The sequence below is a fragment of the Actinotignum saccati genome, from assembly GCF_051265055.1.
Taxonomy (GTDB): Bacteria; Actinomycetota; Actinomycetes; order Actinomycetales; family Actinomycetaceae; genus Actinotignum.
The window spans coordinates 135936-149014 of record NZ_JBOZCC010000005.1 but is presented as its reverse complement, the minus strand read 5'-3'; the positions used below and the strand labels follow the sequence as shown (position 1 = coordinate 149014).

At 59.1% G+C, this 13079-nt stretch carries 7 protein-coding genes; 2 read left to right on the top strand and 5 right to left on the bottom strand.

The window, feature by feature from the left end; genetic code table 11:
* The 4 genes from ACRQEC_RS06020 to ACRQEC_RS06005 form a co-directional block, all read right to left on the bottom strand.
* Positions 1-3920, bottom strand: a 3920-nt coding sequence (locus ACRQEC_RS06020; RefSeq protein ID WP_435730430.1) for an Ig-like domain-containing protein, incomplete at its 3' end; no start/stop codon positions are given.
* A 1117-nt stretch (positions 3921-5037) separates the two neighbouring features.
* A complete protein-coding gene (locus ACRQEC_RS06015; protein WP_284889986.1) occupies positions 5038-5559 on the bottom strand; it encodes a DUF6912 family protein in 522 nt (173 codons plus the stop codon).
* A 13-nt stretch (positions 5560-5572) separates the two neighbouring features.
* Positions 5573-6529: a CpaE/TadZ family protein gene (locus ACRQEC_RS06010; protein ID WP_284889987.1), complete on the bottom strand. Its 957-nt coding sequence runs from the start codon at positions 6527-6529 to the stop codon at positions 5573-5575.
* Positions 6526-7104: a hypothetical protein gene (locus tag ACRQEC_RS06005; RefSeq protein ID WP_284889988.1), complete on the bottom strand. Its 579-nt coding sequence runs from the start codon at positions 7102-7104 to the stop codon at positions 6526-6528. The genes ACRQEC_RS06010 and ACRQEC_RS06005 overlap by 4 nt, the downstream gene beginning before the upstream one ends.
* A 413-nt stretch (positions 7105-7517) precedes the next feature.
* Between ACRQEC_RS06005 and ACRQEC_RS06000 the strand changes: the two genes are divergently transcribed.
* Together ACRQEC_RS06000 and ACRQEC_RS05995 are read left to right on the top strand one after the other, a co-directional pair.
* On the top strand, positions 7518-8540 hold the full coding sequence (locus tag ACRQEC_RS06000; RefSeq protein WP_284889989.1) for a LysM peptidoglycan-binding domain-containing protein: 1023 nt from the start codon (positions 7518-7520) through the stop codon (positions 8538-8540).
* Between the two features lie 89 nt (positions 8541-8629).
* On the top strand, positions 8630-9721 hold the full coding sequence (locus ACRQEC_RS05995; protein ID WP_284889990.1) for an Rv3235 family protein: 1092 nt from the start codon (positions 8630-8632) through the stop codon (positions 9719-9721).
* Between the two features lie 217 nt (positions 9722-9938).
* Here ACRQEC_RS05995 and secA read toward each other — a convergent pair whose 3' ends face one another.
* Complete coding sequence (gene secA / locus ACRQEC_RS05990; protein WP_284889991.1) at positions 9939-12926, bottom strand: preprotein translocase subunit SecA; 2988 nt, start codon at positions 12924-12926, stop codon at positions 9939-9941.
* Positions 12927-13079: the final 153 nt, after the last annotated feature.

Genomic DNA, 13079 nt, shown 5'->3' with positions numbered 1-13079 from the left:
AGCGGGTCAGTGTTACCGGGCTTGCCGTCCTTATTGAACTTATCGTCCTTGAACGGGTTCTTGGTGCCATTGACCTCATCACCGTCGTTGATCCCATCACCGTCAGTATCCGGGTTGTTGGGATCGGTCCCAATCTTCTTCTCGTCACCATCATTGATGCCATCGCCGTCGGTATCCGGGTTATTCGGATCGGTGCCGTCCTTCTTCTCATCCCCATCCGTCACGCCGTCACCATCGGTGTCGGCCTTGTTCGGATTAGTCGGAGTGCCGTTGTTGTTCTTGCCGGTCACTTCGTCACCGTCATTCACACCATCGCCATCCGAGTCAGGGTTGAGCGGGTCAGTGTTACCAGGCTTGCCGTCCTTATTGAACTTATCGTCCTTGAACGGGTTCTTGGTGCCATTCACCTCATCACCGTCGTTGATCCCATCACCGTCAGTATCCGGGTTCTTCGGATCAGTACCAATCTTCTTCTCGTCACCATCATTGATGCCATCGCCGTCGGTATCCGGGTTATTCGGATCGGTGCCGTCCTTCTTCTCATCCCCATCCGTCACGCCGTCACCATCAGAGTCAGCCTTGTTCGGATTAGTCGGATTGCCATTGTTGTGCTTACCAGTGACTTCGTCACCGTCATTCACACCATCACCATCCGAGTCAGGGTTGAGCGGATCAGTATTACCAGGCTTACCATCCGGATCAGACTTATCGTCCTGGAACGGATTCTTGGTGCCATTGACCTCGTCCCCGTCGTTGATCCCATCACCATCAGTATCCGGATTGTTCGGGTCGGTTCCGATCTTTTCTTCTTCAGAATCGGTCAGGCCATCCCCATCACTATCAGGATCATTAACAGTCACGGTCACAGTATCGAGTTCCTTGCCATCGCGATCCTTGACCGTGACGACAACTTCGTCCTTGTCCTTAGCATCCGGATTCGGAGTAACCGTGATTGAACCATCGGGATTGAGAGTCGCGGTGCCCGGACCGTTCACTTCCACCGTGGTGCCGTCAGGTACCGGCCCGCCAGTATTCGGAAGGTCAACCGGAACACCCGGCTTACTGTTTCCGTCGTTCCACACGGGCTTATCCGGCTCGGTAACCGTCACCTTGGAGGTATCAAGTGTCTTATCGCCATCCTTAATGGTTACCGTGATTTCAGTTCCAGGGGTCGCGTCACCAGGAACCCTGACGACGACGTTGCCATCCTCACTAATCACGCAAGTAGCACCATTGGAAGCTTCACACGAAGCAGTATCCGGAATCGGACCATTAGCCGGATCCTTCTCCAGCGTCACATCAGTGCCGGGCTTACCTTCGCCGTCGTTCCACGCCGGGCAACCGTTATTAGAAGCCGGGCCGGCAACATCCGGGCACTGATCAAGCGCATCCGGGACAGTATCGCCATCGGTATCCGGGTCCTTGACGGTCACCTTGGAGGTATCAAGAACCTTGTCACCATCCTTGATCGTGACAGTAATCTCGTCCTTATCCTTCGCATTCCCAGGAACCTTGACGACGATATTGCCATCCCCGCCAATAGTGCAGGTGGCGCCACCGGTTGCTTCACAGGTGGCCGAGGACGGGATCGGACCGTTAGCCGGATCCTTCTCCAGCGTCACATCCGCACCGGGCTTGCCCTCGCCGTCGTTCCACGCCGGGCAACCGTTATTGGAAGCCGGCCCAGCGATGGTCGGGCACTGATCCTTGTCATTGGCGACATTGTCGCCGTCGGTGTCGGGGTCAACAATGGTCACGGTAGCGGAGTCAAGATCCTTACCGTTCGGGTCCTTAACCTTGACGACAATCTGGTCCTTATCCTTGGCGTTCGCGTTCGGAGTGACGGTAATCGAGCCGTCTTCGTTCAGGGTTGCGGTACCCGGACCGGTGACCTCAACCGTGGAGCCTGCCGGGACAGGGCCACCCTCATTAGGCAGCTCGGCCGGTTCGAACGGCTTGGTAGTTGTGTCGTTCCAGATCGGGTTGTTCGCGGGAACAACAGTCACCTTGGAGGTGTCCAGGGTCGTGTCGCCATCCTTAATGGTCACCGGAATTTCAGTACCGGGGACAGAATCTTCCGGAACCTTGACGACGACGTTGCCATCCGGGCCAATGGTGCAGGTAGCACCATTACCGGCTTCACAGGTCGCGGTGTTCGGGATATCGCCGTTAGCCGGATCCTTCTCCAGCGTCACGTCCGCGCCAGGCTTACCATCACCATCACCCCACGCAGGGCAACCATTATTAGAAGCCGGGCCGGCAACATCTGGGCACTTATCCAAAGAATCCGGGACAGTATCGCCGTCGGTATCCGGATCGGTGACGGTCACCTTGGAGGTATCAAGAACCTTGTCACCATCCTTGATCGTGACAGTAATCTCGTCCTTATCCTTGGCGTCACCAGGGATAGTGACGACGACGTTGCCATCGGTGCCAATAGTGCAGGTAGCACCACCAGTCGCCTCACATGATGCAGTATCCGGAACCTTGCCATTAGCCGGATCCTTCTCCAGCGTCACATCCGCGCCAGGCTTACCATCACCATCACCCCACGCAGGGCAACCATTATTAGAAGCCGGCCCAGCAATGGTGGGGCACTTATCCTTTAGATCCGGAGTGCCGTCGTTATCACCATCGGAATTCGGATCATGCACCGTAATCGGGGCAAGAAGAATCTTTTCACCCGTCGGAGTGGTCATCTTGACCGGGATGAGGTACTCACCCGGCTCAGCTTCGCCCTTTTTCGGCGCAAGCGAAATGGTTCCATCCTCATTAACCGTCGCCCACGGCTGCTGACCAACCTTCACCTTGGTCTGGTCAACATCAGCAAGGAGATCTTCGGGAATCTTCACATTCTCTTCGAGAGGCGCATACTTCGCGTCTCGCGGCTTGGTTCCGTTTTCCTTGTGAAGCGGCGAAGCAACGGTTTCGGTCGTATCGAGGTCAACCGAGGTGTGCTTGTACTCCGGCGTCGGCTTGGCAGCAAAAGCGTCCTTGGCTAGCGCAGTATCGCGCGAGCCTTCGGGATAGATCGTCGCCGTGTAGATTTCGTCATGATCGAGATCAGCCGGAACCGTCAGAGGACACGAGTTCACAACGCCTAGGTTTGAAGATTTGGAGATGCACTTATGCACCTCGTTACCTTCAGAATCCGTCCACACAATTTCGTGACCGCTCGAGGGAACAAAGCCAGTAGCCTTCGTTTCGACCGTCACGCCAGGTGCTGCCGGCTTATCAGTCTGGTTGTATTCCAGAACCTGGAAATCACGATCCTCCATGCGGAGCGCGAAATCTTGGTTATGGAGGTCACTCATTCCACCAAGAGTTGCATAGTCTGGGACTTTGTCTCCGGGGCCAAACATATTGTCCGGGAAGTTATCGAGTGCACCACCCACACCCTCTGGCAACACGGGGGCAACATACATATAGGCGACGTTAACGTGCTTCGAACTCCAGTTGCCCTTGAGCCACGAACCTTCGCCCTCGGGAACCAGATCACCGTACGTGCCGTTCTTCATGATGCCTTTAAAGGTGTAGCTATCACCCCAAAGTCCACGGAACTGGATGTGATACGAACCCTGAGCATCCGTTACGCCGTAGGCAGTCTCAGCCCATGGGCTTTTCCCTGTTTCCTCCTGATACTTCGCCATGATGTCACGCTGAGCTGCCTTAAATTGCTCGCGGGTATAACCCCGGTGCTCGCTCTTCCACGTGTCAAAACGGCGCGCAACCTCATCTTGAACGTAGGTACCCACGACTTTAACGCCAGGAACCGCTACGTCCCCAAAACCGTCTTGGAAATTACGTACAGCCTTCGGAGCGCCAAAGTAGTTTCTTTGATCATAAAAAACGCTTCCGTTAACGTAGCCGCCGTTTTCCTGGTTGGTTGTTTCCTTCCAGGTACTCTCGTCCGGAAACATCTCTTCAATCTTAGGACGCTCCTGATAAGAGATATTCATGTTCTCCGCAGCAGACTGTGGCCACGCATTCCACGTACCCACATATCGCTGCGTCATCCCATTGTTAACGAAGATGCCGTCGGACTCCACAAACGAATTTACATACTTCGTTTTATCGGGATTATCAGCCCAGATGCGCAAACCTTGACCAGCCTGAGCTCTCCACTCATGCTCAATACCTAGGGCGTCCGTCCAATTGGGAAGCTTAATCGAGTACTTACCGTCAGCTTTGGTTTCGGTCCAATAAACCGGCGAGACAGCACCCTTCAGCTTTTTATTATTAAAATCAACCCACTGAGCGTATACTTTTACGCCAGCAAGTCCTTCATCACCTTTATCGAAAGACGCAATATTATCTACCCGGTCCAAGAAAACTCGGCCATATACCGAGCCTTTAATTTCACCGAGCTTACCGTCTGACCGTTGTAGCTCATAGGCTTGCGCAGAAGGAGCGCTAAACGTCGGGGTGAGACTCAAACACAAAGCTGCGGCAGTGAGACCAGCCCACAACTTCTTGCGAAGAGTACCCCCCCCCGCTCGATTGCCAGCCGGAGCGAAAATGCCGGGTGCCGAATTAAGCGACCCCGTGTAGTGAGACATCTCTTCTCCATTGGTTAGATATACGGATATTTAGGAGACGGCTGCCGTCACATAGGTGAAAATTATGAAAGCGATACACCCAAGTATCACCAAAACATAATCAGTAACGCACCGCACCGCCTAAACATTCAAAATCGTAACACAACCACGAATTACTTCTTCGATATTTAGTAATATATCATCAAATATATACATACCGCCTTGACCTGGACTTTCATCGGTGTGGCCCCAATCGAAAGAGGACTTTTAGCCCATCTCGCGGTCTTTATGTAACTCATTCTCCACAAAGTGTGTGGAACGTAACCACCCGGACGAACGCGAACTCGTGAATTATTATTCAATTTACACATAGTATCTTCAGAACAGGCGATCTCACAGATATGAGAGAACTATTCGCGCGGTTTTCATAACAAGCGGCTATACGTGCAGCATCATCCGATCAGCATGCACATCCGGACCACATAACCATATCGGCTTCTTAAACGCTTGCCGCTGCGCCCAGTTCGAGGGCTAGATCAAGGCGTTCGGAAACGTCGTACCAGAGCAAGTCCTCCTCGGCGAGCACCTCGAAAGCGGCCTCGTCATCAGGCCCTGCCAACACGTAGGGTTCCATCTCCGGCCCGTCCACGTGGATAGACACCACGTCAGCCCAGGAAAGCTCTTCGAAAAGCTGAAGGGCCGTGGGCAAATACTCCTCGGGGTTGGCAAGATCCCGGCATTTCTCGGGTGCTACCTCGGCAGCAATCACAACCCGGCGCGGACGCAGGCCGCCCCGCTCCGGCAGTACTACCCCAAACTGAGGATCGGCCTTCCCGGCGAACATCGCCGAGACAGCACGCAAAGAATCATCCGCGGCCGCGTTGAAAGCAATCGCCTCGAGATAATCACGATCTTCATCATTCACTTCACGCGCCAGAGCCTCCGTTGCCGCGTGCACCACACGCCCGGAAAGCACGGACATCGCCACATCGGCAGGAGTAGCCGGAAGATAAATTCTCATGCGCCCAGTCTACTCACCGCCCCACACCCCGATAGTCCAGAACAGCACGCGCCAGCCGCCGCACATCCCGACTCACCCTACTGCGAGGGGCCACAGCCACCACGCTCATGCCGGCTCGTTCGGCCCGTGCGTAGCGAGCGGCGTCGTCGCCCACCCCTATCACGGCGGGTATCTCACGCTCCCCAAGAAGCGAGGCGAAAGTAACGTGATCCTCCAGACCCGCGCGGGTGACCACCGGCAAAGCCGCGCGACCCAGCGCCCGGGCGCGCCACCACGCCTCCACTCCGCGGCGCAAACCCACCGGTCCGGCGCGGCAGGCCACCACCACGAGGTCCGCGGCAAGAAGGGCACTGAGCGTCAAGCTATCGCGCTCCCCGCTCGCCCCAGCACACCCTTCGCCACTCCGGACAAGCTGGCCTAGCTGCTCGTGCAGATCAGGTTGCTTCGAGCGGGGGAATCCGGCCGCCCGGATATCGGCTTCGTCGAGGAAAGCGGGCAGTTCCGCGGCGCAATCAACGATGGTGATCTGTGCGAAAGGTCGGAGCTCATCCCAGAGCTCGCCGATACCGGGCCCGGCCAGTTCACGCCAGCGACCACCGCGGTTGAGACCGGGGAGGAAATGTAAGATGCCGCGCGGGCCGATGCGCAGTTCCCGCACGTAACGCGGAAGCTGCGCCTCGAGGGTGTCACCGGCATGCAGGGCGCGAGCCACCCCGATGAGCCCGGCTGGTTCCTCGCCCAGGTCCACGAGCTGCGCCAAGGATGGGTTGCGGGTATCCGCGTCCACCAGCAGCACCGCATGCCGCTCGCTCAACACCCAGGCAAGATCGCGTGCCAAGGTGGAACGGCCCGGGGCGCCCGCGCTCCCCCAGATGGCCACCAGGAAACCGGGATCAGCATGGGCACGCTCAGCAGAATTCGTGTGCTTCGGGACGTTGGCACGCTTCCGGCGCTCAGGATTCAACCTCATTGCACCTCACCTACCAGGGTGAATGACGCACCCGCCGCGAGTTCCTCGAGTGCCACCCCGAGCTCGGCGCGCGGAATATGAACTTCCATAGCCGCCGCGCCCGCGAAATGGGTATCACTGGCCGTTCCCGCGAAAATGACCTCCCGGGAAATCAACCGGGCGGGCGCTTTTTCGCCGGTACCACCCGTGGCGGGAAGCGCCCATAGCTGGGCCGGCGCCCCGCGCGCCAGAGCAGTGGGAAGCGCACCGCTGACCGGCAGCATTGTCACCACCCGCTCACCCGACATGCGCAACGCCGACTTTTCGACCAACTCACCCGGGTAAATCGTGCGCCCAACCGTACCCGCCTGGCCTGCCGGGATATAGGCATCGGCCAGCCCAGCCGGTACTTCCACCACGGCCAGACTCGCCTCATCCAGCGAGGTGCCCGGCACCACCGCCTCGGTTGCGCGGTAGACAGGAACGGTCACCGGGCCGCGCAGCGCATACCCGCCCGCGAGCGCGCCGGCAGCAATCAACGCCACCCCGCCTGCCAGACGCGGATCTTTCCACCGTGCCCACGTTTTCTCACGCATCCGCCTATCCTTTCCGATTGACCGCATTTGAGCGAACTTGACCACACTCGACCGTATGTGGCCGCGAAAACTCGCGACCGGGAGCGATGCGGAGTAACCGGAAACGACCAGAAATAACCACCACTTTAGCCTCCGGTCACGCCCGCTCGCGCCGTGGAGTCAGTGTGACAGGTAGCGCGCAACTCGCCAAGCCCCCATCCACAGCTTGTGGATATCCAGGCCTTTCCTTGCCGTTTCTTATATGAGTTATCCACAGGGGAATGAGGCCGGGTGTACCCGGCTGATTAATAGTTGAGCCACACGGGACATTTAGTCATACCACCACGGTGAGAACCGCGTGCCACCCGCTCTTCATCACGAGCGGAGCACGAGGTTTTCGATCCTGACCGGTAACCCCACTGAAGAGGTTTACGATGTCGGTAACGATCAAAGCGCTGTTATCGGCGCTCGCAGGGCTCGCGTCCGCATTTTTCGCGGTCGCGACCGCCCGCTTGCATGCCCCGCCCGGGAGCGTCGCCCAGCTCACCGGGACTCTCACCGTGGGCGTATGCATCGTCGCGTGCTTGGCATGCGCGCGGCTCACCCTCTGCTATTGCGCGGTTGCGCGCTTCGCGCGCGGGAAGGACGACGCCGTCACCCGCCTCGCCCGTCGCATCGGCGGGCGCCATTTCCGCGCGGCTCTCACCAGCACTCTCGCCACTACGCTGGTGGCCGTGCCCGGGGCATGGGCCGCGGAGCCGAACTCTGGCAGCGGCGTCGATATTGGCTGGGGCGGTGACTATTCTGCTCTTCTCACCTCGCCTTCCCAGCCCAGTCTCGATCCCACCGGGTTGTTCCGCGTGGATCCTGATGACTTGCTCGGTGACGTCTCGTATCGAGACGGTGCGGGTGGCTACTATTTGCACCCGCCGGCGCCATCTGCGGCATCGCCTTCGTCTGGGCCTGGAGAACCAAACGCGCCGGGCGAAGCGGATGCGCAGGATGAAGCGGGGCCGTTAGGTAAACCCGATGTATCGGATAAACCGGACGCACCAAAAGAACCGGGTGCGCTGAATTCGCCGGAGGAACCGGCCGAACCTGCTCAACCTGCTCAGGCTGCTCAGCCAAGCAACCCGGGTAGCGCTCCCACCGAATCGTTACGCCCAACCGCGCGTAGTACACCCACACTTTCCCCGACCGAGATTTCACGGCTGGCTGCCCCGCTCCTCAACTCGGATCCGCAACCCGCGGAGCTGCCGTGGGCAGGGCCTCCCCCGATTTATATTGTCCAGCTCGGGGACACCCTTTGGGATATTGCCGATACGCACCTCGGGGCCGGCGCGAGCGATGCGGATATTCTCGGATATACCTATGCCATCGCCGCGGCCAACACCATCGAGGATAGCGACCTCATTTATCCCGGCGAACACTTTATTCTTCCGCCAGCGCGGGAGTAAGACTCACGCATCTGCTCCCGCTACCCATTTCAGTCCTGCCTCGGCCATCGAGGTTGATTCCCCTACCCCACGCATCTCTAGGAGGACCCATGTCCACTGCTCCGCATACCGAAAATACCCCCGGTGCTACTGAAACGACGACGCCCGCCCATCCCGAACTGCAGCCCATAACCAGTACTGCGGGTCAGGATCTGCCTCCTCCCGAGGAAGTCGCAACGGAGGGCCAGCCAAGTTCGTGTTCCCATCTCGGGGCGGAGGAGCCGGAGATGATTCAGGTTTCTCGGCTCCCACCTGCACCGCCTCCGGTATTTGCGCAGCCGGATATGGATGAAATTGTGTCCGCTCTGGATCAGGTTCAACTCGCGGAAATTACCCAATATCGCGCGGTCACCCGCCACCCTCCCTTCCCGCCGGCACCCCACGAGGAAGATACCTGCGTGGCGGAAAACGCGCCGCCGCCCGCGGGCGGGCTCGCAGGCGAGCCCACGGAGCTACCCGGTGCTCTGGTTGGCGAGCGCCCCGGCACCGACGCGTATCCCACGAACAGCGTGGACCCCACAAACAGCGTGGAATTCACGAACGGTATGGAACCCGCCCAAGGCGTGGATCCCGTCGATGCCTTTGAACTGATCGATGATGTTTACCTCGCTTATGGTGTTGGTGCCGCCGGTGACGAAAACATCATCAATGGCGGGACCGGAACCGATAGCGAACACATCACCGATACCTACACTGCCCCACCAAGCGAATCCAAACTCCACCAATGGAACCGGCTCGCGCTATCCGCCGCGCCCTACCGCGATATGTGGCGTGAGGAGATGGCCACCCTCGATGATCCACTCCCGCCCGAGATCCGGCCACCGCATCGCTTCGCCGCCGGAATAATTATCTACTCCATTGAGGTACTGCTGGGCCACCGCGCGCCCGGATATGTACGCCCGCATCTCAGCCCGGAAGTATTTGCCGCGCTGGTGCGCCGGGCCGGCCTGGCTATGCGCATTAAGGGGAAAGCACCCTGGCTGGGAAACCTGCGGATTTCCACGCTCAAAATAACGCATCCACGCCCGCGCGTGGCCGAGGTCATCGCCTGCGTATATTCGGGCGAGCGGACCCATGCGGTTGCCATGCGTATGGAATTCCTCGCGGGCCGCTGGATCGTCGTCGCCCTGGAAATTGGGTGAACGGGCCGCAAGGACAACAAAAACTATCCCGAAACGCGCAACGCACTCGAAACAAAACAAGTGCCGGCCGGTCACGCACTATCACGCACGTGACCGGCCGGCACCCGTATGTCTCTCGCCTAACCGTTTGCGGTAGCCTCGCGGCACTAACTAACGGCTCGCTGCGGCCTCGCGGCACGCTAACGAACGACCCGCTAACTAACGGCCTCGCAACCGCCTACCGCCGCCGCTTCTTATTTTGCTTAGCCGCGGCCCGGCGCTGCGCCCGGTTGCCACCGCCAGCGCCGCCGGAGCCACCCGCACCGCGCCGGCCCCCGCGCGAACCGCCGCGCGCACCGGTGGTTTCCGTCTCCCCGGAGCCGTCCTTCGCGGCCGAGGAATACGAAACATTCTGCTGGCGCTTCGGCTGCTTAATCCCGAGGGATTCCGCGGTCACGCGCTGGCCCGAGGCACCCTCGGCGCCTTCACCCACCGCGGCCTGCAAAGCCCGCTGCTGTTCCGCCTGCACCTGGCGCTGCTTCTCCTCCAGCAACTGGCGCTGCTGTTCCTGGGCGGCACGCAGTGCCTGCTGGGAGGCGGATACCTGCTCGGCGCTGCCCTCACCGCTGGTGCGAATCACCACCCCGGGGCCGGCCATACCCGCCGCGGTATTCCCAGCCACGGTCACCGGGCCGTTCGCCTGGGCTTCCGCCTCCAGGCGCGCCGCGCGTTCGGAAGGAAGCTCGAACTTGAAGAGGTACCGGACGGTTTCCGACATGATATTGTCGTTCATCGCCTGGAACATGCGGTAGCCCTCGTCCTTGTATTCGACGAGCGGATCGCGCTGCGCCATGGCGCGCAAGCCAATACCTTCCTTGAGGTAATCCATTTCGTAGAGGTGCTCACGCCACTTGCGGTCCAGCACGGATAGCACGATCTGGCGTTCCAGTTCGCGCATATTTTCCTCGCCGACTTCCGCTTCGCGCTCCTCGTAATGGGCGTGAATATCATCGGTGAGTTCGCGCTTGAGCGCGGTGCGGTCCAACTGGGAGGGCCCGCCAATCTCATCGAGGTATTCCTCCGCGGTGAATCCGGGAGTGTAGTAGCCCTTGAGGTCCGTCCACAGCGCGGAAAGATCCCACGCTTCCTCATTATCATCGGCGGTGTGGGCGCTGACCACGTCATCCACCACGAAGTCAAGGAAGCCCTGCACCATGGACTCCATATTTTCGCCCTCGAGGATGGAACGCCGCTCGGTGTACACCACGGTACGCTGGTCGTTCATCACGTCGTCGTACTTGAGGACGTTCTTACGCATTTCCGCGTTCCGCGCCTCATTTTCGGTTTGCGCCCGCGAAACGTTCTTCGACATCTGCTTCGTTTCGATGGGAGCATCGTCGTCCATGGCGTAGCTGAGCATCCGCCCGGCCATACCCTGGCCCCACAGGCGCAGCAGGTCATCTTCCAGCGACAGGTAGAAACGTGATTCGCCCGGGTCACCCTGGCGCCCGCTACGCCCGCGCAGCTGGTTATCGATACGCCGGGATTCGTGGCGCTCCGAACCGAGCACGTACAGGCCGCCCAATTCTGCCACTTCTTCGTGTTCGGCCTTGACGGCTTCCTGCTGGCGCGCCAGTTCTTCCGGCCAGGCCGCTTCGTATTCTTCCGGGGTTTCTTCCGGATCCAGGCCGCGGGCCGCCAGCGCATCCACCGCGCGATGTTCGGGATTGCCGCCCAGCATAATGTCAGTACCGCGGCCGGCCATATTGGTGGCCACCGTGACCGCGCCCTTCCGCCCGGCCTCCGCAACCACGCGCGCTTCCCGCTCATGCTGCTTCGCGTTGAGAACCTGATGCTCAATGCCTTCACGCGCGAGCAAATCGGAAAGCTCTTCGGAAGCTTCCACCGAGGCGGTACCCACCAGGACCGGCTGGCCCTTTTCGTGGCGTTCCACAATATCTTCCACAACCGCGCGCAGCTTGGCCGCGCGGGTGGGATAAATAAGATCCTGTTCGTCCTTGCGGATCATCGGCTTATTCGTGGGAATGGGAACGACGCCGAGCTTATACGTCGAGGCGAATTCCTCAGCTTCGGTTTCTGCCGTACCCGTCATGCCGGACAGCTTGTTGTAGAGGCGGAAGTAGTTCTGGAGGGTGATCGTGGCCAGAGTCTGGTTCTCTGCCTTGATCTCCACACCTTCCTTGGCTTCAATCGCCTGGTGCATGCCTTCGTTGTAGCGCCGCCCGGGCAGCACGCGCCCGGTGTGTTCGTCCACGATCAGCACTTCGCCGTTGAGAACCACATAATCGCGATCCCGCTCGAAAAGCTCCTTGGCCTTAATTGCATTATTCAGGTAGCCGATAAGCGGAGTATTGAGGGATTCATACAGGTTATCGATACCCAGGGCATCTTCCACCTTGTCAATTCCCGCTTCGAGCACACCCACAGTGCGCTTCTTTTCATCCACTTCGTAATCGGTATCCCGGCGCATACGCAGCACCAGACGCGCGAATTCGCGATACCACTTATTAGCATCACCTTCCGCCGGGCCCGAAATAATCAGCGGGGTACGCGCTTCGTCAATAAGAATGGAATCAACTTCGTCAACGATAACGAAATTATGCCCGCGCTGCACCAGTTCACTGGTACGCCAGGCCATATTGTCACGCAGGTAATCGAAACCAAATTCATTATTGGTTCCGTAAGTAATATCCGCATTGTATTGTTCGCGGCGCTGTTCGGGAGTTTGCCCGGTGAGAATACACCCGGTGGTCACCCCGAGGAAGCGGTAGACGCGCCCCATAAGTTCAGACTGGTAGGAAGCCAGGTAATCATTAACCGTGACCACGTGCACGCCCTCACCGGTGAGCGAGTTGAGGTAGGCGGGCATGGTTGCCACGAGCGTTTTACCTTCACCGGTTTTCATTTCGGCAATATTGCCCAGGTGGAGGGCCGCGCCGCCCATCACCTGCACATCGTAGGGGCGCTGGCCGATGGTCCGCACCGCCGCTTCGCGCACCGTGGCAAAAGCTTCGGGAAGGATAGCATCGAGGGTTTCGCCTTCTTTCAGGCGCTCCTTGAAGCTATCGGTTTGCGCGCGCAACTCCTCATCACTCATCGCCGAGATATCACTTTCGAGCGCATTGACCTGCGCGGTGATGTTCTTCAGCTTCTTCAGCGTGCGGCCTTCGCCGGCGCGAAGGATACGATCAATCAAGCGTGCCACTTCGTCGAGCTCCTTACCGTGGGCATACGGATGCAATTGTACGGGGTAGAAGCGCGCCCCGCCCCACCTCTTTCACCATTAGCTTTGCGTTCTTCATTACGCTCAGTTTTTCACCAGCCTAGTACCAGGCCTTCGCGCGCTTCTCTGCGTGGT

What these genes read in the sequence shown, in the direction of transcription:
- ACRQEC_RS06015 (WP_284889986.1), bottom strand. Translation starts at nt 5,559, where the DNA reads ATGAGAATTTATCTTCCGGCTACTCCTGCCGATGTGGCGATGTCCGTG.
- ACRQEC_RS06010 (WP_284889987.1), bottom strand. Translation starts at nt 6,529, where the DNA reads ATGAGGTTGAATCCTGAGCGCCGGAAGCGTGCCAACGTCCCGAAGCAC.
- ACRQEC_RS06005 (WP_284889988.1), bottom strand. Translation starts at nt 7,104, where the DNA reads ATGCGTGAGAAAACGTGGGCACGGTGGAAAGATCCGCGTCTGGCAGGC.
- ACRQEC_RS06000 (WP_284889989.1), top strand. Translation starts at nt 7,518, where the DNA reads ATGTCGGTAACGATCAAAGCGCTGTTATCGGCGCTCGCAGGGCTCGCG.
- ACRQEC_RS05995 (WP_284889990.1), top strand. Translation starts at nt 8,630, where the DNA reads ATGTCCACTGCTCCGCATACCGAAAATACCCCCGGTGCTACTGAAACG.